Genomic DNA, 24,054 nt, shown 5'->3' on the forward strand with positions numbered 1-24,054 from the left:
AGCGCGCGGTGCATGGGGTCGGTCAGGTCGTGTCCGGCGGCGTAGAGGAGTTCGGCGGGCTCGACGTGCTGGTGAACAACGCGGGCATCCTGCGCGACCGGACCATCGGCTCGATGACCGAGGACGAGTGGGACGCCGTGATCCGGGTCCATCTGCGCGGCACGGTCGCCCCGACCCGTTTCACGGCAGCGTACTGGCGGACCCGCGCCAAGGAGACCGGGCGCCCGACACACGCCCGGTTGATCAACACGACGTCCGCATCGGGTATTTACGGCAACTTCGGCCAGTCCAACTACAGCGCGGCCAAGGGCGGAATCGCGAACTTCACCCTCATCGCGGCGCAGGAGTTGGCGAGTTGCGGGGCTACCGCCAACGCCGTCGCCCCGGCGGCGCACACCCGCCTCACCGAGGCGCTGATGCCGGAGGAGTACGTGAGGAACCTCGGCCCGGAGCACATCTCCCCCTTGGTCGCCTGGCTCGCCGGTACCGACAGCCAGGACGTAACCGGACGGATCTTCGACGTCGCCGGCGGCCGGATCGGCGTGGCGGAGTCCTGGCGCCTCGGCCCCGAGGTGACCCGCCAGGGGCGTTGGGAAGCGGCCGAACTCGACTCTGTCATAGAGGAGTTGGTGACCAAGGCCGCCCCCAACGTGGACATGACCGGTACGGTCCCCGCGGAGGCCGCTCAATGACCCTGAACCTCACGGCGGCCGGGGCCGAATGGGGCGCGGGCGAACGGAGTTGGACCTCCACCGACACGATCCTCTACGCGCTGGGGGTGGGGGCCAGGTCGGCCGATCCGCTCCGCGAGCCGGAGTTCACCACGGAGAACTCGCACGGCGTCGACCAGAAGGTGCTGCCCACCTTCGCCGTGACGATCGGCGGCAACGACGGCGGCCAACCCCGCCTGGGCGACTTCGACCTGGCCCAACTCCCGCACGCGGAACAGTCCGTGACCCCGCACCGCGAACTGCCCCCTTCGGGAACCTCCCGTACGACCACCCGACTCGCCGGGTTCTACGACAAGGGCGCCGACGCGCTGATCGTGCTGGAGTCGGCCAGTATCGACGCCACCACCGGCGAACGGCGCAGCGGCGAGCCCTCGACCCCGCCGTCCCACCCCGCCGACCACGTCGTCACCTGCCCGACCCGCGCAGACCAGGCACTCCTCCACCGCCTCTCCGGCGACCGCAACCCGCTCCACTCCGAGTCTGGGACCACGGTGGGGTGTTCATGTTCCAGACGCGGGTGGGCGACAGGGTCGTTCTCAACCGGGGGGCTCACCAGGACGAACTGAGCGCAGTGGTGGGGTAGTTGTGGGCAGGCCGCACGCGGGCCGGGATCGGGCCGGGCACGGAACGCCGATCCGGATCCCAACGCCCCCTAAGTCCCCGGCGGTTTCCGCGACTTGCGTGGTCTGCTCCAGCCACCCGCCGGCCGGTCCCGGTCCCGGGTCGCCTTCGCCGCGTCGAACTCGGCCTTGCTGATCACCACTCGCGGTTCGGGGACGAGCGTGGTCGCCGTCGATCGCCAGGGGACGGCCGAGGACCAGCCGACCAGGGGCATGGTCTCGTCGTAGTGGGGAGCGAACCGCGCGACGGCGATGGCGGGCATCCGGTAGCGGAGGTCGCGGGCATGCTCGACGAACGCGGTCGGCAGGGCGACGTGGTGGGTCTCCACGTAGTGCGGGAAGTCCCGGCGCCACAGCCAGTTGCCGTCGGTCATCAGCGACGAGCATCCCGGAGAGTGCCGGTGGGGGCTCCCGGTGATGACGTCGGCTCCGCCTTCCATGACGTCGATGAGGACATGGCCACCGTCCAGGTAGGCGACCAGTTCCGCTTCGTCCGGTTCGCCGACGGGCCGGACGGCGTCGCGTATCGATCCGTTCGGTTGCCCGGACCTGTCGTCCAACTCGTCGTAGAAACCCAGCAGTTCCAGCACCGTCACCCCTCTACTCCGTCACCCCTCTACTCCGTTACTCCTCGTGCTCCTTCCTCATCCGCCCTCCCCCACCCGCGGATCCTCCACCCGTGAGAGCCACGTAGTGAGCAGCCCCTCCAGCGTCTCCGCCTCCCCGTGCGTCAGCAGGCCCAGCAGGCGGTGTTCGTTGCGGATGTGGTCGGTGAACGCCCGGTCGATCAGGTCGTGTCCGGGGCGGGTGAGGGCGACGATCCGGCCGCGCTGGTCGTCGTCGGAGCGGCGGCGGGTGACGAGTCCGGCGCGTTCCAGGCGGTCGATTCGCTTTGTCATCGCGCCGGTGGTGACCATGGTGTGGGCCGCGAGTTCGCCGGGTGCCCGTTCGTAGGGCTCGCCGGCGCGGCGCAGTGCGCACAGGACGTCGAACTCCCCCTCGCCGAGTCCGTAGCGCCCGTAGACGAGGCAGAGTTCCTCGGTCAGGTGGTCGGCCAGGCGGTGCAGCCTGCCGATCACGCCCTGCGGGGTGACGTCGAGGTCAGGGCGCTCGCGGCGCCAGTCGGCCTGGATGCGGGCTACGCGGTCCGGCGGGCGAGGGTCGTCCATGGACACCACAATACCTTCCCAGGAAGCCATATCGGCTCTATATTAGCTTCCATGGAAGCTAATATGCGATGGGTGTCACTGACCGCCGTCGCACCGGTGGCCTGGGGCACCAACTACTACGTCACCCACGAGTTCCTGCCGCCCGACAGCCCGCTCTACGGCGCGGCCCTACGAGCCCTGCCCGCCGGCCTCGTCCTGCTCGCCCTGTGCCGACAGCGACCGCGCGGCACCTGGTGGTGGCGTTCCGCGGTGCTCGGGTTGCTGAACGTGAGCGTGTTCTTCGTCCTCGTCTACGCCGCCTCCCAGCTGCTCCCGACGAGCATCGCCTCGACCGTCATGGCGGTGTCCCCGCTGGCGATGATGCTCATCGCCTGGCCCCTGGTGTCCGAGCGGCCCGGCCGCGCGCACCTCGCCGGCGCGGCGATCGGGCTCGGCGGGGTGTGTCTCATGCTCTTCACGGGAGCGGGCGGGGTGAGCGTGCCGGGAGTCCTCGCCTCGGCCGCGGCGATGCTCGTGTCGGCCTTCGGCCACATCCTGACCAAACGGTGGAACACCAGCGGCACCGACGTACTCGCCTCGACCGCCTGGCAGCTCACCGCCGGAGGGCTGTTCCTCCTGCCGGTCGCCGCGGCCGTGGAGGGCCCGCCGCCCGCGCTCTCCCCCTCGGCGCTCCTCGCGTTCGGCTACGTCACGCTCGTCGCCACCGCGCTGGCCTTCGCGGCCTGGTTCGCCGGACTGCGGCACCTGCCCTCCGGAACGGTGGGCCTGATCGGACTGCTCAACCCCGTCACGGGCGTACTGCTCGGCACGGTGGTCGCCGGAGAGATCCTGACGGTCCGTCAACTGTGCGGGCTGGCAATGGTCCTGGCCGGAGTCGTCCTGGGCCGCCCCACCCGCGCGGGCCGCCGCCCCACCCGCGCGAACCGTCGCGGCACCGGTCGGACGCCATCCCAACCCGTACCCGACGAGCGTCCCGTCCACGAGTCCGTCGTCGGCGAACCCGGACGAGGGTCGGGTGGGTGAGCTGTGATTCCGGGCCGGTGCCGCCTCGGTGCCGCCTCAGTGCCGCCGTGCGGTCAGCGCACCGCGCAGTCTCCGCGCGGAGTCGTCGAGCAGTGCCGAATCCTCCCCGGTCTCCCCGGTCTTCCCGGTCCTCTCGGTCCTCTCGGTCCTCTCTATCTCCTCAGTCTTCGCGGGCCACAGATACGGCATCCGGTCGCCCTGGTAGCGCGGGACCACATGGACGTGCAGATGGAACACCGACTGCGTGGCGACCGCCCCGGACGACTGGATGACGTTCAGCCCCTCGGGGCGGTGGGCGGCCCGTACCGCGTGGGCCGCCCGGAGAACCGCCGTGCCGACGGCCGCCGCTGTCTCCTCGTCGAGCTCCCAGATGTCCGCGACATGACGCCGGGGCACGACCAGAACATGCCCGGGGTGTACGGCTCGTAGGGGCAGGAATGTCAGGGTCTCGGCGGTGTCGGCGACGACGCGGGCCGGTTCGGTACCGGCGGCTATACCGCAGAAGACGCAGTCGACGCCGTGATGATCCACCCTCATGGGTCGACAATAGGTCTGTGGGTGGGTACTCCGCGCCCCCGTCGACGTGCTGGTAGCGGGGTCACTGAACGCGCCACGCCACACCACCAGCGCTCAGTCGTTCGGGACCGGCTCCCACCACAGGACCCCCGACGCCGTCACGGCCCCGCCCTGCGTGACGCCGAACTCCCAGCCCTCCTCGCCGGGTTCGCACGCGACGTACGCGGGCGGGTCCCAGTCCGTGAACCGGGACGCCGTCATACGGCAGCCGGTCAGCCGGCCGGAGGTGTTGCCGCTCGTGAGGCAGACGGCCTGCCGGGCGGCTTCCAGGAGGACCATGCCGGGGATGTGGTCGCTGGGGTGGTCGAAGAACAACGGATGGCGAAGGTCCGCCGGTGCCACCCGCAGGGAGCCGGTTCCGTCCCGGGCCACCATCACACCGCCGGACGCGGAGGCCGACACGGCGGCGGGCGGGAGTCGCCGGACATCCTCGCCGGGTGGCGGAAGCGCACCGGCCCGAGCGCCCCGCAGCGCCCCGTACTCGTCCTCGGTGAGAATGCGGGCCCGGCCCTCGGCGCTGCCGAACTCGGCGTCGCCCGCGGCCAGTTCCAGCCGGAGACTGAGCGCGACGGGATACGGGAGACCTTCGACGCGACGGACGTCGTAGACCGTGGCGCGGCAGGTCACGTCGGTCGCGCCGTAACCGACCACGGGTTCGGTGGCGGGGTCGAGGCGGAAGCCGATGGTCTTGATGACGGCCCTGCTCCGCCTGGGGACGCCCAGGAAGCGCTGGCAGAGGTACAGGCAGCCCTGCCGGAGGGTTTCGGCGATCAGCAGCGGGTCGTGCCGGTCGCCGGATCCGGGCCGGAACGTGGTGTGGGAGCGTGACCACTGCGCGGCGAGCAGATACCGCCCTTCGTCCAGTGCGAGTCCGTCGGTGAGCAGGACCTCCGCGATCGACTTCCGGTGGACGAGATTCCGCGGTACGGAGCGGTCCCAGCTCAGCGTCGGGATCGCCGCCGTAGCGAAGGGGGGAGATCCGGTTGATTCCTTCATAAAATAATAGGATGCGTGATTCTTGTGGGTGCGGATAAGAAATGCCGTGCTGTCCGATAGATTCGCCTGAAAAGACGATTCAGCGTGAAGGGCAAGGGTCGTTGAGGGCGATGCAAGAACGCGCGGAAGCCACCCGACAGGCCGTCCTGGCGGCGGCGGCGGTGCTGTTCGAACAGCATGGATACGTCGGGACGAGCATCAGCGACGTGGCACGGAGGAGCGGCTACACCAGCGGCGCCATCTACTTCCACTTCGGCAGCAAGGAGGGCCTGGCCGCGTCCGTCTTCGAGGCCCACTTCGGTGAATGGCCGCGGCTGGTGGCGAGCTGGACCTCGCTCGAAGGACCCGTCCTGGACCGGCTGGTGGGTCTCAGCCTCGCGGTGGCGCGCGAGTTCCGCGACAACGTGATCGTGCGGGCGGGCAACCGGCTCTCGAACGAGAGCAGATCCATCCCCGCCGAATTGCCGCAGCCGTTCGTCGGCTGGATCGAAATCGTCGCCCAACTCCTGGACGCCGCACGGGAGAACGGCGAACTCGCCCCCGATACGGATGTCGAGCGGGCCGCGCGGGTCGTCGTCGCCGGATTCTTCGGCACCCACACCGTGTCCGCCGCTCTGGACGACCGCAGGCACGTCGAGCGGGCGGTGACCGATCTCTGGCTGTTCCTGCTCCCCGCTCTCCAGGCCTCGCCCGACCCGCACGGCTGCTTGGACCGGGCGCGCACCCTGCTTGACCGCGCTCCCGGACCGAGGTCCGCCGCGTAGGCACTGCTCGCCCAGCCACTGCTCCCCGCGCGCTCCCGCACGCCCCACCCGAACGGGTGATGGCGCTCTGGGCAGCGGCGCCCACCCTCACCAAGATGGAGCATAACGATCGTAATGTTCCGCGATCCGCTGTTTCTGCTACGAGGTGAGCCGCATGGCGTCCACGACCCGCCCCAAGGAAAACTCCCAGTCCGCCTCCGGAACGAACCCCTTCGAAGCCGCGTACCGCGCCCTCTTCGACGCTTTCGACGACGACGGAAGCCAGACGCTGTCCCGCGCGGAACTCGTCAGGAATCTCCATGCCACCGGAATCCTGGAGGACGACCCCCGGATTCAGGGCATCCTCGACGCAACGCAGGACGGCGACGGCGAGCGGGAAATGGGATTCCCGGAATTCGTGGCCCTGATCCAGCATCACAGCGGTCTGCTGCAACGGGCGATGCAGAATTCCCTCATCGTGCCGGACTTCCTGTCGCTCACCGAGGAGATCGACCGGATCCACCAAGATCTGCTTCCCGTGCGCGCCGGCCGGGTGGCCGACTACATTCCCCAACTCGCCCGTATCGACCCGGAACAGTTCGCGATCTCCCTGTGCACCGTCGACGGCCAGCGGCACACCGTGGGGGACGCCGATGTCCCCTTCTGCGTCCAGTCGGTGTCCAAGACCGTCAGCTACTGCATGGCGCTGGAGGAACACGGCGTCGACGTCGCGCACCGGCACATCGGGCGTGAACCGAGCGGGCAGAGCTTCAACGAACTCACGCTCAACCACCAGGGCCGCCCGCACAACCCCATGATCAACGCCGGCGCGATCATGAGCTGCGCGCTGATCCGTCCCGAGCTGCCCGTCGCGGACCGCTTCGACCACGTGGCGCAGACCTGGCAGCGGCTGGCCGGGGGCAGGCGGGTCGGGTTCAACAACTCCGTCTATCTCTCCGAACGGCAGACGGCCGACCGCAATTTCGCGCTCGGTTATTCGATGCGGGAGAGCAAGGCCTTCCCTTCGGGCACGGATCTGCTGCAAACGCTGGAGTTCTACTTCCAGTGCTGCTCCATCGAATTGGACGCGCGCATGCTGGCGGTGGTCGCCGCCACCTTCGCCAACGGAGGGGTGTGCCCGCTCACGGGCGACCGGATCTTCAGCCAGGAGACCGTCCAGCACTGCCTTTCCCTCATGTCCTCGTGCGGGATGTACGACTTCTCCGGCGAATTCGCCTTCACCATCGGCCTGCCGGCCAAGAGCGGGGTGTCCGGCGCGCTCATGGTGGTGATCCCCGGGCTCATGGGGGTCTGCATCTGGTCGCCCAGGCTGGACGAACTCGGCAATTCGGTAAGGGGAATCGAGTTCTGCCGTCAGCTCGTGAAGAAGTTCGAGGTCCATCCGCATGCGTCGGTCTCCAGTGGCTCCCGGCGCAAGGACCCGCGCAAACGCCGTAACCAGAGCGCCGTCGAGAGTGTCGTCGCCCTGTGCTGGGCCGCCAGCCAGGGCGACCTGGACGAGGTCCGCCGGCTCGCGTCCGCCGGGGCGGACATCAGCACCGGCGACTACGACGGCCGCACTCCCCTGCATCTCGCCGCGGCCGAGGGCCATGTGGAGGTCACCGGCTACCTCCTCGCACATGGCGCCAACCCCGCGGCCACCGACCGCTGGGGCGGCACCGCCCTGACCGACGCCCAGCGCGGCGGCCACACCCACGTCGCGGAACTCCTCGGCCCACACACGACAGTCCCCCGCCAGAAGGCCCCCCGGACCGACACCAGGTCAACTGCCGCCTCCGCCAAGTGAGTCGACGGCCGGTGGCGCGACGCAGTGCCACCGGACGCCGGGCACGTCAGTCCTTGCAGTCCGGGGCGACGCCCTCGCCTCGGCCTGCGCCAGGTCGCTGTATCTGGTGGGCGACGAGTTGCTCCTCACGGCGGGTGTGCGGCTGCCGCCCGACGCGGAGGGCGTCGACACGTATGTACGACGAGTCGTCGCGGCCGGGGTGTGCACGCTCGGGTTCGAGGTCGCGCCCATGCACGACGAGGTCCCGGCCGAGTTGGTCGCCGCCTGCGACCGCCACGGCCTTCCCTTGCTACGGCTGCCGCCCGCGACCCCGTTCGTGACGGTCGGGCAGGCCACGTACGTGGCGATCGGCGAGGCGCCCGCGACCGTGCGGGCCCAGTCGGCGCTGGCCGCCCGGCCGGACGCGCTGCGCGCTGTGCTCGCCCAGCTCGGCGGGCACACCGGCGCCTGGACGGTGCCGCACGATGCCCGGCGCAACGAGTTGTTCAGCACCGGGCCCCGGCCTGGGCGGGTGCGTCACCTCGCCGTGCGGCCCGTACGCGACGGCACCGCCGCCAGGAGATGATCCGGCCCAACTCGCCACACGGGAGTTGGGACCGTACGGCAGCGGCCCCGCACGTCCACCGGAGCACCGTGCCGCACCCACCGTCTCGTACGGGTGGTCGCCGAACCGCTCGATGTGGACGTACAGGACCCCGGCACGCGGATGGAACTCTGGTTCGCCCTGCGGTGGTTGCCGGACGAGGGCCAGGAACGCTCCGGTTGAGGCTCAGCGCTTGCCGTCGGAGCGCTTGCGGTGGAGGGTGAAGTTCTCGAACACCGACAGGTCGCCGTTCGGCTTGTTCACGTTGTAGTAGGTCACGTGCATCCGGGTGGTGTCACCGGCGTGCCGACCGGGGTCGACGGTGAACGCGGCGAAGCCGTAGGGGTGTTCGGTGTCCCGGACGCCGATCCAGACCGCCTCCTCCTTGGTGTAGGTGGAGGTGCGCTTGCCGTTGGAGCCGGGGGTCGCCGACACCGACGTGATCACCTTGCCGGTGCCGTCCTTGAAGAAGCTCTGGTTCGTGGTGCCCGAGACACCGCCGCCGCCGAGGATCATGTGGACGGTACCGAGGCCGGTGTCGATGTCGTCGGTGACGGTGGAGACCGGGTTGGGGGTCAGCGTCTCGGTGCCGCTGACGACTCCGCGAACGGCCAGCGAGCGCTCGTAGTTGTGCTCGTGGCCGCACAGAACCAGGTCGACGCCATAGCGGTCGAAGAGGGGGCCGTACTTCTGGCGCAGGCCCAGGTCGGCGCCGTTGGCGTCGGTGGAGCTGACCATGACCTGGTGCATGGCGACGACGATCCAGTCGACGTCGCGCGAGGCCCGGGCCGCCTTCAACTCCTTCTCCAGGAAGGCGAGTTGACGTCCACCGGAGTAGCCGCTGATGTAGACGTCACCGCCGTCCTGGAGGCAGTTGTCGTCGTTCTGGAGCACGATGACCCGGACCGAACCGGCCGTGAACGCGTAGTAGAGGCCCGCGAGTTCGGCGTCGGTCTCGGTGGACGGCAGGTCGAAGTAGGTCTGGTAGGCGCCGAGTCCGATCGGGCCGTTGGCCTTCTCGATCTCGTGGTTGCCGGCCGCCGGCATCCAGGGGCGGAAGCGGGCCGAACGGGTGTTGTTGGTGAAGAAGTTGTTCCAGGTGCGCACCCGGTCGACGTCCAGGTTGGCGTAGCAGAGGTCGCCGTTGAGCAGGTGGAAGAGCGGGGCGACCTGCTCGATGCCGGTGACGATGTCCTTCGTCGCGGGCGTGGAGTTCGCGTCGAGACCGACCGTGCCGTTGGCCGCCCAGGTCACCTGCGGGGCGGACTGGTCGCCGAAGCTGGTGAAGGTGATCGGCTTCCGGCCGCGCGGGGCGGTGCGGAACGTACCGCTGTCGGGCGTTGCGCCCTCGTGGGTGGCGAGGTAGAGGTAGTCGGTGTCCGGGGTGAGCTTGTTCAGCGCGGCGTGGTGGACGTAGACGGTGCGGCTGGAGGTGCCGTCGACGTAGGTGACGGTGCGGGCCTTGGCGCTGGAGCCGAAGCCGTGCTCCAGCGTGCCGTAGCGCACGACCGGTTTGGACACCGGTCTGTCGGTGATCCACGAGACCGTCATCTGGGTGCGCGGGTCCGCCCCGAAGGTGAGGTGCAGGCCCTGGACCGGCGAGGCGCCGGAGGCGTCCGCGGTGAGGTGGAATGCCGGGGCGTCCAGCGGGGCGGCCTGGGCCGTGCCTGCTCCCAGCAAGGGGGTGACGGCGGCGCCCGCGCCCGCCGTACCGAGGAGACCCAGCGCGTGCCGTCGACTGACCCCCTCGGACGACTGCGCCGAACCGTCCGGTGTCTCTGTCTGTGCGGTCATGATGCCCTCCCTGGCGAGCAGTTGAGCTGACAACGTCCGCACCCTGGCGCTTCCCGGCGGCTCCTGAGTGAACGGTGCGTTGCCAGACGGTCATCGCGTCTCACGGGGTGGTCCGCGGCGGCGATTCTTGCCCGGCGCTTTGCCAGGGGCCGCCACTCCGTTGACACGGGCGGGCAGTGGAGGGCGAGTTGAGGGATCAATTCCGGCCATCGCCGCCATCGCCGCCACCGCGTCACGGGCGCGTCAAGAACCGCCCCTCCGGCGTCAGGCCCTCGCCAACGCGGCGATACATCGGCTCTTTCCGGCACTTCGATGGGCTGGAGAAGTCTGTCGTACGGCGAGGAGTGAGCGACGATGAGCGGTGCCCGGCGGCTGCGTGCCGTGGTCGGAGTGAGCGGTTCGCCGGGGAGCCTCGCGGCGCTGCACCGGGCCGTGCTGGAGGCCCGCCGTACCGGCGCCGAACTGCTGGCCGTACTCTCCTGGGAGCCGCCCGGCGGTGAACTCGCCCACGGGCGCTCGCCGTTGGCGCTGCCGTTGGCCGACCTCCGCCGCGATGCCGGCGAACGACTCCTCGCCGCCGTCGACGCGGCCTTCGGCGACGCGGGTCCCGGGGTTCCGTTCCAGGGGCTGGTCGTCCGGGGGACGGCGGGCCGCGCGCTGGTGGAGACCGCCGACCGGTCCGACGACCTCCTGGTGATCGGAGCGGGCCCCCGGGGCACGCTCCGCGGCCTGTTCCCGTCCGTCACGCGGTACTGCGTCGCGCATGCCGGCTGCCCGGTCCTGACGGTGCCGCCCTCGCCGCTGGCGGGCGAGTTGGCCGCCCTGCACCGGCGGATCGCCCTGCGGCGGGCGGTCGACGCCCGCGAGCTGACGGACGGCGGGCGCTGACCAGCGGTTCCCGCCCTCGTCAGCGGGGCGTTATGAGTGCGCCGCTCGCCGTCAAGCATCCGTCAGCGACCGTCCCGGACCCCGATCACCCGGGCATAGCTTCGAGTGAGCGCAGATCCCCCCTCCCTCAAGGAGCCGCACGATGTCTCCAGCCGAATCCTCCGAGTCACCCGAATCCTCCGAGTCACCCGAGTCACCCGAGTCACCCGCCGAGCCTTCCGAACCCGTCCCGGCCGGACTTCTGTACGTGCCCGTCCGGTCGGGGCCCGCGGGCTGTACGGCCCGGTTCTTCCGCACCCCGCTGGGCGGCCGTACAGCCGTCGGTTTCACCTCGGCGGCGCGGCTCGCCGCCACCCTCGGCCCCGAGCAGGCCGCCATCAGGCTCTCCGAACCCGCGCTGCGCGCCCTCGCCGCGCCGCTGGGCGTCACCGCCCTCACCGTCAACCCGTCGCTCTCCGCTCCGGCGACCGACCGCACGGCGGCCACCGTCCGCGAGCGCGAGAACTCCTGGCGCCGTTGGCATCCGCAGCACATCGGCGCCCTGCGCGTGACCGGCGCAGCCGCCGCCGTCGCCTGTCTGAACCTGCTGATCGGCTGAGGAGACCCGCCCATGTCCATCCTGGACGCCCCCGTTGTCGAGGCCCCCGGCACCGACGACCTGTCCGTCTGGCCCCGCTCCACCCGTCCCGCGCCCGCCGGGGACCTGACCGTCGGCGGTGTCTCGCTCGCCGAGGCCGCCGACCGCTTCGGCACCCCGGTCTATGTCCTCGACGAGCGCGAGGTCCGCGAGCGCTGCCGTGCCTATCGCGCGGCGTTCCCGGAGGCCGAAGTCGTCTACGCGGCAAAGGCGTTCCTGTGCCGGGCGATGGCCCACTGGGTGGAGGAGGAGGGGCTCGGCCTCGACGTGTGCTCGGCGGGCGAGCTGGCCCTCGCGGTGACGACCGGTTTCCCGCCGGAGCGGATCGTGCTGCACGGCAACGCCAAGAGCCCGGAGGACCTGAGCACCGCGCTCCGGCTCGGGGTCGGCCGGATCGTCGTCGACAGTGCCTCGGAGATCGCCCGGCTGGCCGCGCTCACGCCCGCCGGCACCCGTCAGAAGGTCATGGTGCGGGTGGTGCCCGGCGTCGCGGCCGGCGCGCACACCAAAATACGTACCGGCACCGACGATCAGAAGTTCGGCCTGTCGATCACGGACGGCTCCGCGCGACACGCCGTCACCCGGATCCTCGACCAGCCGCACCTCGAACTCGTGGGCCTGCACTGCCACATCGGCTCGCAGATCACCACGACCAAGCCGTACGTCGCCGCGGTGCGCCGCATGGTCGGTCTGTTGGCCCGCATCCGTGACCAACACGGCGTCGCCCTACCGCAGTTGGACATCGGCGGCGGGCACGGCATCGCGTACCGCCCGGGTGAGGAACAGTTGAACATCTCCGTCCTCGCCGGGCGGGTCCGCGCCGAGCTGGAGGACGGCTGCGCCCGCGGCGGGCTGCCCGTGCCCCGGCTCACCCTGGAGCCCGGGCGGGCGATCGTCGGCCCCGCCGGAGTCGTCGTGTACCGGGTGCTGGCGGTCAAGCGCACCGGCGACCGTACGTTCGTCGCGGTCGACGGCGGGATGAGCGACAACCCGCGGCCCGCGCTGTACGGCGTGCGGTACGCGCCCCGGCTGATCGGCCGCCCGGCCTCCGCGCCGCCGCGCCTGGTCACGGTCGTGGGCCGGCACTGCGAGGCGGGCGACGTCCTCGCCAACGAGGTGGCGCTGCCCGGCGACATACGCCCTGGCGACCTCCTCGCCGTACCGGCGGCCGGTGCTTATCACCTGTCCATGGCGTCCGGATACAACCTGGTCGGCCGCCCGCCGGTCGTCGCGGTGACCGACGGCATCGCACGGGTCCTGGTCCGTCGCGAGTCGCTGGAGGACATGAGCCGACGGGACGTCGGGTTGTAAACCATGCGGTCTAGACCGCCAGGCGAGGCAAAGGTCACAGCCGCGTCCTCTGCTGCTCACCTGCACGTTTGCCCTAGCATCCGAGCATGACGGTCCTGCCTGACGACGGGCTCTCGCTGGCCGCCGAGTTCCCTGACGCGACCCATGAGCAGTGGCAACGCCTGGTGGAAGGCGTACTGCGCAAGTCGGGCAAGGAAGTCTCGGGTACGGCGGCGGAAGACGCCCTGTCCACCTCGTTGGAGGACGGGCTCCTCGCCCGTCCCCTCTACACCGCGGACGACTCCGCACCCGAACCCGGCCTCCCCGGTTTCGCCCCCTTCGTACGGGGCGGCCGGGCCGAGGGCAACACCCTCGGCGGCTGGGACGTACGCCAGCGGCACACCACCGCCGACAACGCCGCGGTCCTCGGCGACCTGGAGAACGGCGTCACCTCGCTCTGGCTGGTCGCGGGCGAGCGCGGCATCCCGGTCGCGTCACTCGGTGCCGTCCTCGACGGTGTCTATCTCGACCTGGCGCCCGTCGCCCTCGACGCGGGAAGCGAAGTCGAGCCCGCGGCGGGCGAGTTGCTACGGCTGTACGAGGAGCGGGGCGTCGCGCGCGAGGCCGCTCGCGGCAACCTCGGAGCCGACCCGCTGAGCTTCGCGGCCCGCACCGGGAACGAGGGCTTCCCCTTCGCGCCCGTCGCCGCGCTCGCCCGGCGCTGCGCCGAGGAGTACCCGGGGCTGCGCGCGCTGACCGTGGACGCGCTGCCGTACCACGAGGCCGGTGGTTCGGCGGGGCAGGAGCTGGGCGCCTCGCTGGCGACCGGTGTCGCGTATCTCCGCGAGCTGACGGAAGCCGGGCTGAACGTCGAACAGGCCGTCGGGCAACTGGAGTTCAGGTACGCGGCGACCGCCGACCAGTTCCTCACCATCGCCAAGTTGCGGGCGGCGCGCAGGCTTTGGGCCCGAGTCGCCGAGGTGTGCGGGGCGCCGGGCGGGCAGGTGCAGCACGCGGTGACCTCGCCGGTGATGATGTCCCGCCGCGACCCATGGGTGAACATGCTGCGCACGACGGTCGCGACGCTGGCCGCCGGGGTGGGCGGCGCCGAGTCCGTCACCGTGCTGCCCTTCGACCACGCGCTGGGCCTGCCGGACGCGTTCGCGCGCCGGATCGCCCGCAACACCTCGACGATCCTGGTCGAGGAGTCGCATCTGTCCCGGGTGATCGACCCGGCGGGCGGCTCCTGGTACGTGGAGCGGCTCACGGACGAACTCGCCCACGCGGGCTGGGAGTTCTTCCAGCACATCGAGCAACAGGGCGGCCAAGCGGCCGTGTTGCGGTCCGGCAGCCTCCGCGACGACCTCGCCACGACCTGGGCGGCCCGCAGCGCGAAGCTCGCCAAGCGCCGCGAACCCATCACCGGGGTAAGCGAGTTCCCGAACCTCGCCGAACGCCTCCCGGAACGCGCACCCGCCCCCTCGGAGCCCTCCGGCGGGCTGCCGCGCGTGCGCCGCGACGAGGCCTACGAGGCCCTGCGCGCCCGCTCCGACGCCCACCTCGCGGCGACCGGCTCCCGCCCGCGGATCTTCCTGGCCGCACTCGGCCCGGCCGCCGCGCACACCGCCCGGCTCACCTTCGCGTCGAACCTGTTCCAGGCGGGCGGCATCGAGCCCGTCACCGAGGGCGCGTTCGCGGACAGCGGGGCCACCGAGGCCTGCCTGTGCTCAAGCGACGCGCTGTACGAGGAGCAAGCGGCCACGATCGCCGGGGAGTTGAGGTCGGCCGGTGCCGGCCATGTGTTCCTCGCGGGCCGTCCCGGGCAGTACTCCGGTGTCGACGCCTACGTCTTCGCGGGCTGCGACGCCGTGGCCGTACTGTCCGCCACCCTCGACCGCATGGGAGTGTCCTGATGGCAGCGAGCGGGCGCATCCCCGACTTCTCCGGGATCGAGCTGGGGGCCCCGGCCACCGAAGCCGGACCCGACGAGTGGCGCGACGCCGTCAAGAAGGCGGCGGGCGGCGACGATCTGCTCTGGGAGACCCCGGAGGGCATCGCGGTCAAGCCGCTGTACACCGGGCAGGACCTGGAAGGCCTGGACTTCCTCGCCACCTACCCCGGCATCGCGCCGTATCTGCGCGGCCCGTACCCGACGATGTACGTCAACCAGCCCTGGACGATCCGCCAGTACGCGGGCTTCTCCACGGCCGAGGAGTCCAACGCGTTCTACCGGCGCAACCTGGCGGCCGGTCAGAAGGGCCTGTCGGTCGCCTTCGACCTGCCCACGCACCGGGGTTACGACAGCGACCACCCGCGCGTGACCGGTGACGTCGGCATGGCGGGTGTCGCCATCGACTCCATCTACGACATGCGGCAACTCTTCGACGGCATCCCCCTCGACAGGATGACCGTGTCGATGACGATGAACGGTGCCGTGCTCCCGGTACTGGCGCTGTACATCGTCGCCGCCGAGGAACAGGGCGTACCGCCCGAGAAGTTGGCCGGGACCATCCAGAACGACATCCTCAAGGAGTTCATGGTCCGCAATACCTACATCTATCCGCCGAAGCCGTCGATGCGGATCATCTCCGACATCTTCGCCTACACCTCGCAGCGGATGCCCCGCTACAACTCGATCTCCATCTCCGGCTACCACATCCAAGAGGCGGGCGCGACGGCCGACTTGGAGCTGGCGTACACCCTCGCGGACGGGGTCGAGTACATCCGGGCGGGCCGCGAGGCGGGGATGGACGTGGACGCGTTCGCACCCCGGCTGTCGTTCTTCTGGGCGATCGGCATGAACTTCTTCATGGAGATCGCGAAGCTGCGGGCGGCGCGCCTGCTGTGGGCGAAGCTGGTCAAGCAGTTCGACCCGCAGAACGCCAAGTCCCTCTCCCTGCGCACCCATTCACAGACCTCGGGCTGGTCGCTGACCGCGCAGGACGTGTTCAACAACGTGACGCGTACGGCCGTGGAGGCCATGGCGGCCACGCAGGGCCATACGCAGTCGCTGCACACCAACGCCCTGGACGAGGCGCTCGCGCTGCCCACCGACTTCTCGGCGCGCATCGCCCGCAACACCCAGCTCCTCATCCAGCAGGAGTCCGGCACGACCCGGGTCATCGACCCGTGGGGCGGCAGCGCGTACGTCGAGAAGTTGACGTACGACCTCGCGCGCCGGGCCTGGCAGCACATCGAGGAGGTCGAGGCGGCGGGCGGCATGGCCAAGGCCATCGACGCGGGCATCCCCAAGCTGCGCATCGAGGAGGCGGCGGCCCGTACCCAGGCCCGCATCGACTCCGGGCGCCAGCCGGTCATCGGCGTCAACAAGTACCGGGTGGAGACCGACGAGGAGATCGACGTCCTCAAGGTCGACAACTCCTCCGTCCGCACCCAACAGATCGAGAAACTACGGCGGTTGCGCGCCGAGCGCGACGAACAGGCCACGCAGGACGCCCTGCACGCGCTGACCCGGGCCGCCGAGAGCACCGGCAACCTCCTGGAGCTGGCGGTGAACGCGGCCCGCGCGAAGGCCACGGTCGGCGAGATCTCCGACGCGCTGGAGAAGGTGTACGGGCGGCACGCGAGCCAGATCCGTACGATCTCCGGTGTGTACCGCACCGAAGCCGGCGACTCCCCGTCCGTCGAACGCACCCGCACCCTCGTGGCCGAGTTCGAGGAGGCCGAGGGCCGCCGCCCGCGCATCCTGGTCGCCAAGATGGGCCAGGACGGCCACGACCGCGGCCAGAAGGTGATCGCCACCGCCTTCGCCGACCTCGGCTTCGACGTCGACGTCGGCCCGCTGTTCCAGACCCCGGGCGAGGTGGCCCGCCAGGCCGTAGAGGCGGACGTGCACGTCGTCGGGGTGTCCTCGCTGGCCGCCGGACACCTCACCCTCGTACCGGCGTTGAAGGAGTCCCTCGCCGAGGAGGGCCGCGAGGACATCATGATCGTGGTCGGCGGGGTGATCCCCCCGCAGGACGTGCCCACGCTCCTGGAGATGGGCGCGGCGGCCGTGTTCCCGCCCGGGACGGTGATCCCGGACGCGGCCTACGACCTGGTCGAGCGGCTGGCCACCGACCTCGGGCACACCCCGTGATCGATGTCGACACCTATGTGAAGGGCGTACTCGACGGCAAGCGGGCCCTGGTGGCCCGCGCCATCACCCTCGTCGAGTCGACCAAGCCCCAACACCGCACCATGGCACAGCAGTTGCTGACCGAACTGCTGCCGCACAGCGGGAAGGCCCGGCGCATCGGGATCAGCGGTGTGCCTGGCGTCGGCAAGTCGACGTTCATCGACGCGTTCGGCACGCTCCTCACCTCGCTCGGTTTCCGGGTGGCGGTACTGGCCGTAGACCCGTCCTCCACCCGCACGGGCGGCTCGATCCTCGGCGACAAGACCCGCATGGAACGCCTGGCCGTCGACCCGGCGGCCTTCATCCGCCCCTCCCCCACCGCGGGCACACTCGGCGGCGTCGCGAAGGCGACCCGGGAGTCGATCGTGGTGATGGAGGCGGCGGGCTACGACGTCGTCCTCGTGGAGACGGTAGGCGTAGGCCAGTCGGAGACCGCGGTCGCCAACATGGTCGACTCCTTTCTGCTGTTGACCCTGGCCCGCACGGGCGACCAGTTGCAGGGCATCAAGAAGGGCGTCCTGGAGCTGGCGGACGTGATCGCCGTGAACAAGGCGGACGGCCCGCACGAGCGCGACGCGCGGGGCGCGGCAAGGGAGTTGGCGGGCGCGCTGCGGCTGATGCACCCCGTCGACGCGGCCTGGACCCCGCCGGTGCTGAGTTGCAGCGCCCGTGAGGGCACGGGCCTGGACACGGTCTGGGAGCGCCTGGAACAGCACCGGTCCCTGCTGGACTCCACCGGCCGCCTAGCCGCCAAGCGCCGCGAGCAGCAGGTGGATTGGACGTGGACGATGGTCCGCGACGAGCTGCTGGGCAGGCTGCACGCGGATCCGGCGGTACGCTCACTGGCCCCGGACCTCGAACGGCGGGTGCGGGAGGGCGAGTTGACGGCGACGCTGGCCGCCGAACAGATCCTGCGGGCTTTCGGACCCCGGCCCGGCTGACCCACCGCGACCGGAGGTCGTCCGAGTGTTTCCCGCACGGTTACCCGTCGGCGCTCCGTTGGCGCTGGCTCTGGCGAGTCTCGCCGTGTCCGGCTGCTCTTCCACCTGGGGCTGCTCCGACACCACCGCGAAGCGCGGCAGGGCCGCTGTCAGGGTGCGGGTCGAGGACATCTACGGGCAGCATCTCGGCGCCTCCGCCGAGATCGTCGACTGGCGCCTTGAGCCTCATCCGCAGCGGCCCTCCGACGGTGACCAGGTCCACTTCCACTTCCGGTTCTACGACGCCGACGAGTTCAACGGCCCCGCCTTGGACGTCTGCGCGGTCGACAGGAAGCGCGTGGCCCTGTTGTGCGAGACGGTCTACTCGACCGAGGCGTTCGGGCCGAACGGCGACCGCACGGGCGACAGTTGGCTCGCCGTCGAGCACCCCGCGCAGGTCGCCGGAGTGCTGTTCATCCCCAATGACCAGCACTACCAGACACGAACCTGCGCGCAGGACGGCAAGGACGGCGGCGGGCCGCATCCTCCCGAGCCGGCCACCCTGGGGGACCAGCTGTAATACGCTGACCCACGCAGCTGGTTCGCCCCGTCAGCCAGACGGACGCGTCGCAAGAGGGAACCCGGTGAGATTCCGGGACTGCCCCGCAGCGGTAAGCGAGAACGACCGCCGTCATACGCACTGGGTCCGCGACAGGATCTGGGAAGCGACGGCCAGTAGGTGTCCTCCGGTTCGACGGAGGGCGTGCCCGCGAGTCCGAAGACCTGCCAACTGCCCGTGCGCGAAGCATTCGTGCGCGGAATCCCGGTGACCTCGTGGGCGGGTCGGCGTACACATCATCCGGTGTGCCCTTTCCTTCGCGCTCGCGTTCCGTCCCGGGATCTCAGGGAGACAGCTCGCGAAGGAGAGTTCCGTGACAGCGAAGTCCGCAGCCGCGGCAGCACGGGCCACCGTGTACGGCTACCCCCGTCAGGGACAGGGCCGGGAACTGAAGAAGGCCGTCGAGGGCTACTGGAAGGGCCGCGTCGACGCCGACGCCCTCCGGGCCACCGCGGCCGAACTGCGCCGCGCCAACTGGCGGCAGCTGGCCGAGGCCGGCCTTCACGAAGTGCCGACCGGCGACTTCTCCTACTACGACCATGTCCTGGACACCAGCGTCATGGTCGGCGCGATCCCCGCCCGCCACCGGGCCGCCGTCGAACTCGACGCGCTGGACGGGTACTTCGCGATGGCGCGCGGCACGCAGGATGTGGCGCCGCTGGAGATGACGAAGTGGTTCGACACCAACTACCACTATCTGGTGCCCGAGTTGGGCCCCGACACGGTCTTCACCGCCGACTCGGGCAAGCAGGTCGACGAGTTGAGGGAGGCCCTCGCGCTGGGCCTCACCGCGCGCCCGGTGCTCGTCGGCCCGGTCACCTATCTGCTGCTCGCCAAGCCCGCGCCCGGAGTCGCCGCGGACTTCGATCCGCTGACGCTCCTTGACCGGCTGCTGCCCGTGTACGCCGAGGTCCTGGCGGATCTGCGGGCGGCGGGCGCGGAGTGGGCGCAACTCGACGAGCCCGCGCTCGTCCAGGACCGGACCCCGGCCGAGTTGAACGCCGCCGAGCGCGCCTACCGCGACCTCGGCGCGCTCGCCGACCGGCCGAAGCTGCTGGTCGCCTCCTACTTCGACCGGCTCGGCGACGCGCTGCCGGTGCTGGCGAAGGCTCCGGTGGAGGGGCTGGCGCTCGACTTCACCGGGTCCGCCGCCGCCAACCTCGACGCGCTGGCCGCGGTGGGCGGGCTGCCCGGCAAGCGGCTGGTCGCCGGGGTGGTCGACGGCCGTAACATCTGGGTCAACGATCTCACCAAGTCCCTTGCCGCGCTGGGTACGTTGCTCGGTCTCGCCGACCGGGTCGACGTGGCCGCCTCCTGCTCGCTGCTGCACGTCCCGCTCGACGCCGCCGCCGAACGGGACATCGAGCCGCAGATCCTGCGCTGGCTCGCGTTCGCGCGGCAGAAGACCCGCGAGATCGTCACCCTCGCCAAGGGCCTGGCCCAGGGCACCGGCACGATCTCCGCCCAACTGGCCGCGAACCGGGCCGACCTGGCCTCCCGCGCGGGCTCCCCGATCACCCGGGACCCCGCCGTACGGGAGCGTACCGCCGCCGTCACGGAGGCCGACGCCCGCCGTTCGCAGCCGTACGGCGAGCGGACCACCGCCCAGCGGGCGCGGCTCGGTCTGCCGCCGCTGCCGACCACCACGATCGGCTCGTTCCCGCAGACCGCCGAACTGCGCGCCGCCCGCGCCGACTTGAGGGCGAGCCGGATCGACACGGCCGGGTACGAGGAGCGCATCAGGGCGGAGATCGGCGAGGTGATCTCCTTCCAGGAGAAGACCGGCCTCGACGTCCTGGTGCACGGCGAGCCCGAACGCAACGACATGGTCCAGTACTTCGCCGAGCAGCTGACGGGCTACCTCGCCACGCAGCACGGCTGGGTCCAGTCCTACGGCACCCGTTACGTCCGTCCGCCGATCCTGGCCGGCGACATCTCCCGCCCCGAGCCGATGACGGTCCGCTGGACGACGTACGCCCAGACCCTCACCTCGCGGCCGGTCAAGGGCATGCTCACCGGGCCGGTCACCATGCTCGCCTGGTCGTTCGTCCGTGACGACCAGCCGCTCGGCGACACCGCACGGCAGGTCGCCCTCGCCCTGCGCGACGAGGTCAACGACCTTGAGGCGGCGGGGACTTCGGTCATCCAGGTCGACGAGCCCGCGCTGCGCGAGACGCTGCCGTTGCGGGCGGCGGACCGGGAGACGTATCTCGCCTGGGCGACGGAGGCGTTCCGGCTCACCACCGCCGGGGTCCGGCCGGACACGCAGATCCACACGCACATGTGCTACGCCGAGTTCGGCGACATCGTGCGGGCCATCGACGATCTCGACGCGGACGTCATCAGTCTGGAGGCGGCCCGTTCGCACATGCAGGTGGCGCGTGAGCTGGCCGAGCACGGTTATCCGCGCGAGGCGGGGCCCGGCGTGTACGACATCCACTCGCCGCGCGTGCCGGGCGCGGACGAGGCAGCGGCCTTGCTGCGCAAGGGACTTGAGGCCATTCCGCCGGAGCGGCTGTGGGTCAATCCCGACTGCGGGCTGAAGACCCGCGGCTGGCCCGAGACCCGCGCGTCGCTGGAGAACCTGGTCGCGGCGGCCCGCACGGTCCGTGAGGAACTGGCCGGTTCCTGACCCGAGGAACGAACGGGGCGGGGTCGGCCGGGGGCACCCTCCCGGCCGACCCCGCCCCTCAGTACCGGGGGACGATGTCCGTACACCCCGTCCGGAGAAGTGGAGCAAGCGAGTGACCAGCCGCATCACCCTGATCTCACCGGCGTTGAACCGTTCCCTGCGGGAGGCCCGGTTCGACGACGGCAGTCCGCTCGACCCGAGCGGCAGGGCCCGCGCCGAGTCCGCCGCCGGTTCGCTCGGGGCGGCCGACCGGGTGCTGGTCTCCCCCACCGCGCGCTGCCGGGAGACGGCGTCCGCGCTCGGTCTCGCGGCCGTCCCGGAACCGGAGTTGGCGGGGCTCGACATGGGCCGCTGGCGGGGTCTGACCCTCGACGAGGTGATGGCACGGGAGCCGGACGCGGTGCTGTCCTGGCTGTCGGACCCGGGCGCGGCACCCCACGGCGGGGAGTCGGTGCGGGCGCTGTGCGAGCGGGCGGCCGGGTGGCTGGAGACCGCGGCGACCTTCGAGGGCCGGACCCTCGCGGTCGTGGAACAGGAACTCGTGCGGGCCCTGGCGGTCACGGTCCTCGACACACCCGGGCCCGCCTTCTGGCGACTCGACGTGCCCCCGCTGACCGCGACCGACCTCAGCGGACAGTCCGGGCGATGGAACCTGCGGCTCGGACGGGAGTTGGGGTCCGAGGGCCGCTGACGCGGGGGTACGGGGGTCCCTCTCCTGGTCACCCCGATCAGCTATACACACTGTATATAGTCGCTGTGTATAGTCTGGACATGCCATCTCTGAGGTCTTCGAGCAAGAAGAGGAAAAGAACGCGGTCCGGGTTCCGTGCCGTCGGCATGTTCGTGGCGGTCGCCTCGCTGGCCCTCGCGTCGAGCGGGTGCACCAAGCTCGACACGACCTCGCCCGCCGCCGCCCGGACGCACGCCGTATCGGCCACCGCGCAGGCTCGGTTCGGGACGGTCGACTGCCGGGAGGCCAAGTGCATCGCGCTGACCTTCGACGCCGGGCCGAGCGAGCACTCGGCGCGGCTGCTCGACATCCTGAAGGAGAAGCAGGTCCCGGCTACCTTCTTCCTGCTCGGCAAGCGGCACATCGAGAAGTACCCGGAGCTGGTCGAGCGCATGGCGGCCGAGGGCCACGAGGTGGCCAGCCACACCTGGGACCACAAGATCCTGACCCGGATCACGCCCGCGCAGATACGCGGCGAACTGCGACGCACGGACGACGCGATAGAGCGGATCACCGGCAAGAAGCCGACGCTGATGCGTCCGCCGCAGGGCCGCACCGACGACACCGTGCACAAGATCTGCCGTGAGCTGGGCCTCTCGGAGGTCCTGTGGAGCGTGACCGCCAAGGACTACGCGACCACCGACTCCGCCCTCATCACCAAGCGCGTCCTCGCCCAGGCCACCCGGGACGGGATCATCCTGCTGCACGACCTGTACGACGGCACCGTGCCCGCCGTCCCCGGCATCATCGACGCGTTGAAGGCACGCGGGTACGTGTTCGTGACCGTGCCGCAACTGCTGGCGCCCGGCAAGGCCGAGCCGGGGAAGGTCTACCGGCCCTGAGTCACCCGGGGCCCGCTCCTCTCACCACGTCAGGTGCAGGGCGTACGGGGAACGGTGGATCATCGTGGGCCGCATGGTGACCGGACCGTCCGCCGCGAGCCGCAGTCCGGGCAGCCGGCGGGTCAACTCCTCCAGGGTGAGCCGGAGTTGCTCCCGGGCGAGCTGGGAGCCCGGGCAGCCGTGCACGCCGAGGCCGAAGGCGAGGTGGCGGGCTACCGGGGAGCGGGTGATGTCGAAGGTGTCGGCGCGCGGGTGGCGCCGCTCGTCCCGGTTGGCCGCGCCGAAGGCGATGAACAGCGTTGCCCCGGCGGGGAGTTCGGTACCGGCGAGGACGACCGGCCGGGTGGTGATCCTGCGGAAGCCCTGGAGTGCGGTGTCGTAGCGGGCCGCCTCCTCGATCGCCGCGGGGATGCGCTCGGGCTCGGCGCACAGCAGCTCCCACTGGCGCGGGTGGCGGAGCAGATGCAGGACGGTCGTGCCGATGAGCGCGGTGGTGGTGAGGTGTCCGGCGATCAGCAAGTTCTGGAGATCGGCGACGAGTTGGTGCCGATGGTCGAGGGTGAGCGGCCCCTCGACGACGGAGGCGACCAGTTCCGAGCAGAGGTCCTCGCGGGGTTGGTCGTAGCGCTCCCGTGCGTACCGGTCGAGGGTGTGCTGCATCGCGACGACGTCCTCGGCCGCGGCGACCTGCTCGGCCTCCTCCAGGGGACGGAACAGCAACTCCTCGGCGCGGTGGCCGCCGTGGACGACTCCGGGCACGTCGGCGGGGTCGAGGCCGACGATCCGGCCGATCACCTCGCCGGGGAGCCTGCGGGCGTACGCCGACATCAGGTCGACCTGCCCGTCCCCGGCGAAGGCGTCGACAAGGGCGGCGGCGCGCTCGGCGGCGTAGGGCAGGACGGCCGTGACGCGGGCCGGGGAGAGGCCGCGGACGATGGGCGCGCGCAGTCGCTGGTGCTCCGAGCCGTCCGCGGTGACCACGACCGGCCGCCCGCCGAAGCCGCCGCCGAGGACGGCGAGCGCGGCGGGCGACGGCAGCACGTCGGGCCGTAGCGCGACCGCCGAGGAGAACTCCTCGGGGCGGCGCAGGACTTCGCGGACGTCGGCGTCCCGGGCGACGAGCCAGGCGTCGAGTTCGGCGACGTGGGTGAGGCCCTCGGTCCCCCGGGCCCGGGTGTAGAGCGGGTACGGGTCGCGCTGCAACTCGTCGAGCCTGCCGTGCAGTTCGCGGTCCACGGGACACCCTCCGGCCGGTGGTGCGGTGCAGTGCGGTGCGGGTCGGGCTCATGGTGCCGTACGCGCACGCGGTGCGGAAG

Annotated in this window: 22 protein-coding genes and 1 riboswitch; of the genes, 16 read left to right on the forward strand and 6 right to left on the reverse strand. The window is 71.0% G+C overall.

Translation table 11 applies throughout. The annotated features are described in order from the left end of the window. The first annotated feature begins 8 nt into the window (after nucleotides 1–8). The gene (locus ACWIHT_RS09265; RefSeq protein WP_456166074.1) at nucleotides 9–692 is read left to right on the forward strand and encodes an SDR family NAD(P)-dependent oxidoreductase; all 684 of its coding nucleotides are present in this window, start codon (nucleotides 9–11) and stop codon (nucleotides 690–692) included. Further along, entirely contained in the window at nucleotides 689–1,297 is a 609-nt protein-coding gene (locus ACWIHT_RS09270; protein ID WP_456166076.1) for a hypothetical protein, read from the forward strand. Before ACWIHT_RS09265 ends, ACWIHT_RS09270 begins: the two co-directional genes overlap by 4 nt. 86 nt (nucleotides 1,298–1,383) lie before the next feature. Here the strand turns inward: ACWIHT_RS09270 and ACWIHT_RS09275 are convergent, their stop codons facing one another. Both ACWIHT_RS09275 and ACWIHT_RS09280 read right to left on the reverse strand, forming a co-directional pair. Continuing rightward, on the reverse strand, nucleotides 1,384–1,947 hold the full coding sequence (locus ACWIHT_RS09275; RefSeq protein WP_456166078.1) for a hypothetical protein: 564 nt from the start codon (nucleotides 1,945–1,947) through the stop codon (nucleotides 1,384–1,386). 48 nt (nucleotides 1,948–1,995) lie between these two features. Next, a complete protein-coding gene (locus ACWIHT_RS09280; protein WP_456166080.1) occupies nucleotides 1,996–2,520 on the reverse strand; it encodes a MarR family winged helix-turn-helix transcriptional regulator in 525 nt (174 codons plus the stop codon). Between the two features lie 63 nt (nucleotides 2,521–2,583). Here ACWIHT_RS09280 and ACWIHT_RS09285 point away from each other — a divergent pair, with 63 nt between their 5' ends. Continuing rightward, entirely contained in the window at nucleotides 2,584–3,543 is a 960-nt protein-coding gene (locus tag ACWIHT_RS09285) for an EamA family transporter (RefSeq protein ID WP_456166082.1), read from the forward strand. 36 nt (nucleotides 3,544–3,579) lie between these two features. Here ACWIHT_RS09285 and ACWIHT_RS09290 read toward each other — a convergent pair whose 3' ends face one another. Both ACWIHT_RS09290 and ACWIHT_RS09295 read right to left on the reverse strand, forming a co-directional pair. Next, nucleotides 3,580–4,080, reverse strand: coding sequence for an HIT family protein (locus ACWIHT_RS09290; protein WP_456166084.1), 501 nt, complete (start codon nucleotides 4,078–4,080; stop codon nucleotides 3,580–3,582). Nucleotides 4,081–4,173: 93 nt separating this feature from the next. Further along, nucleotides 4,174–5,115, reverse strand: a complete 942-nt coding sequence (locus ACWIHT_RS09295) for a ScbA/BarX family gamma-butyrolactone biosynthesis protein (protein WP_456166086.1) — start codon at nucleotides 5,113–5,115, stop codon at nucleotides 4,174–4,176. A 110-nt stretch (nucleotides 5,116–5,225) separates the two neighbouring features. Between ACWIHT_RS09295 and ACWIHT_RS09300 the strand changes: the two genes are divergently transcribed. From ACWIHT_RS09300 to ACWIHT_RS09310, 3 genes are all read left to right on the forward strand, one after another. Then, nucleotides 5,226–5,879, forward strand: coding sequence for a ScbR family autoregulator-binding transcription factor (locus ACWIHT_RS09300; protein WP_456166088.1), 654 nt, complete (start codon nucleotides 5,226–5,228; stop codon nucleotides 5,877–5,879). A gap of 154 nt (nucleotides 5,880–6,033) precedes the next feature. Next, the gene (gene glsA / locus ACWIHT_RS09305; protein WP_456166090.1) at nucleotides 6,034–7,665 is read left to right on the forward strand and encodes a glutaminase A; all 1,632 of its coding nucleotides are present in this window, start codon (nucleotides 6,034–6,036) and stop codon (nucleotides 7,663–7,665) included. Between the two features lie 106 nt (nucleotides 7,666–7,771). After that, nucleotides 7,772–8,230, forward strand: a complete 459-nt coding sequence (locus tag ACWIHT_RS09310; protein WP_456166092.1) for a PucR family transcriptional regulator ligand-binding domain-containing protein — start codon at nucleotides 7,772–7,774, stop codon at nucleotides 8,228–8,230. Nucleotides 8,231–8,434: 204 nt separating this feature from the next. Here the strand turns inward: ACWIHT_RS09310 and ACWIHT_RS09315 are convergent, their stop codons facing one another. Then, nucleotides 8,435–10,042, reverse strand: a complete 1,608-nt coding sequence (locus tag ACWIHT_RS09315; protein ID WP_456166094.1) for a purple acid phosphatase family protein — start codon at nucleotides 10,040–10,042, stop codon at nucleotides 8,435–8,437. A 354-nt stretch (nucleotides 10,043–10,396) separates the two neighbouring features. On the opposite strand from ACWIHT_RS09315, the gene ACWIHT_RS09320 reads away from it, so the two are divergent. The 10 genes from ACWIHT_RS09320 to ACWIHT_RS09365 all read left to right on the forward strand — a co-directional run bounded on the left by ACWIHT_RS09320 (nucleotide 10,397) and on the right by ACWIHT_RS09365 (nucleotide 22,738). Further along, complete coding sequence (locus tag ACWIHT_RS09320; protein WP_456166096.1) at nucleotides 10,397–10,930, forward strand: universal stress protein; 534 nt, start codon at nucleotides 10,397–10,399, stop codon at nucleotides 10,928–10,930. Between the two features lie 142 nt (nucleotides 10,931–11,072). Continuing rightward, nucleotides 11,073–11,528, forward strand: coding sequence for an SAV_915 family protein (locus ACWIHT_RS09325; RefSeq protein WP_456166098.1), 456 nt, complete (start codon nucleotides 11,073–11,075; stop codon nucleotides 11,526–11,528). A 12-nt stretch (nucleotides 11,529–11,540) separates the two neighbouring features. Next, nucleotides 11,541–12,878, forward strand: coding sequence for a diaminopimelate decarboxylase (lysA, locus tag ACWIHT_RS09330; RefSeq protein ID WP_456166100.1), 1,338 nt, complete (start codon nucleotides 11,541–11,543; stop codon nucleotides 12,876–12,878). 86 nt (nucleotides 12,879–12,964) lie between these two features. After that, the gene (locus tag ACWIHT_RS09335) at nucleotides 12,965–14,770 is read left to right on the forward strand and encodes a methylmalonyl-CoA mutase family protein (protein WP_456166102.1); all 1,806 of its coding nucleotides are present in this window, start codon (nucleotides 12,965–12,967) and stop codon (nucleotides 14,768–14,770) included. Further along, complete coding sequence (gene scpA / locus ACWIHT_RS09340; RefSeq protein WP_456166104.1) at nucleotides 14,770–16,956, forward strand: methylmalonyl-CoA mutase; 2,187 nt, start codon at nucleotides 14,770–14,772, stop codon at nucleotides 16,954–16,956. Before ACWIHT_RS09335 ends, scpA begins: the two co-directional genes overlap by 1 nt. Next, complete coding sequence (gene meaB, locus ACWIHT_RS09345) at nucleotides 16,953–17,936, forward strand: methylmalonyl Co-A mutase-associated GTPase MeaB (RefSeq protein WP_456166106.1); 984 nt, start codon at nucleotides 16,953–16,955, stop codon at nucleotides 17,934–17,936. Before scpA ends, meaB begins: the two co-directional genes overlap by 4 nt. 25 nt (nucleotides 17,937–17,961) lie before the next feature. Beyond that, a complete protein-coding gene (locus ACWIHT_RS09350; RefSeq protein WP_456166108.1) occupies nucleotides 17,962–18,495 on the forward strand; it encodes a hypothetical protein in 534 nt (177 codons plus the stop codon). Nucleotide 18,496: 1 nt separating this feature from the next. Beyond that, nucleotides 18,497–18,720, forward strand: a riboswitch (cobalamin riboswitch). Nucleotides 18,721–18,847: 127 nt separating this feature from the next. Beyond that, nucleotides 18,848–21,166 (forward strand): 5-methyltetrahydropteroyltriglutamate--homocysteine S-methyltransferase, encoded by a 2,319-nt coding sequence (gene metE, locus ACWIHT_RS09355; protein WP_456166110.1) that lies wholly within the window; start codon nucleotides 18,848–18,850, stop codon nucleotides 21,164–21,166. 112 nt (nucleotides 21,167–21,278) lie between these two features. Beyond that, nucleotides 21,279–21,857: a histidine phosphatase family protein gene (locus ACWIHT_RS09360; protein ID WP_456166112.1), complete on the forward strand. Its 579-nt coding sequence runs from the start codon at nucleotides 21,279–21,281 to the stop codon at nucleotides 21,855–21,857. Between the two features lie 146 nt (nucleotides 21,858–22,003). After that, nucleotides 22,004–22,738, forward strand: coding sequence for a polysaccharide deacetylase family protein (locus tag ACWIHT_RS09365; RefSeq protein WP_456167091.1), 735 nt, complete (start codon nucleotides 22,004–22,006; stop codon nucleotides 22,736–22,738). Nucleotides 22,739–22,759: 21 nt separating this feature from the next. On the opposite strand, the gene ACWIHT_RS09370 is transcribed toward ACWIHT_RS09365, so the two are convergent. Next, complete coding sequence (locus tag ACWIHT_RS09370) at nucleotides 22,760–23,974, reverse strand: cytochrome P450 (protein WP_456166114.1); 1,215 nt, start codon at nucleotides 23,972–23,974, stop codon at nucleotides 22,760–22,762. Between the last annotated feature and the right edge of the window lie 80 nt (nucleotides 23,975–24,054).

This window comes from Streptomyces sp. NPDC002276, assembly GCF_053891435.1.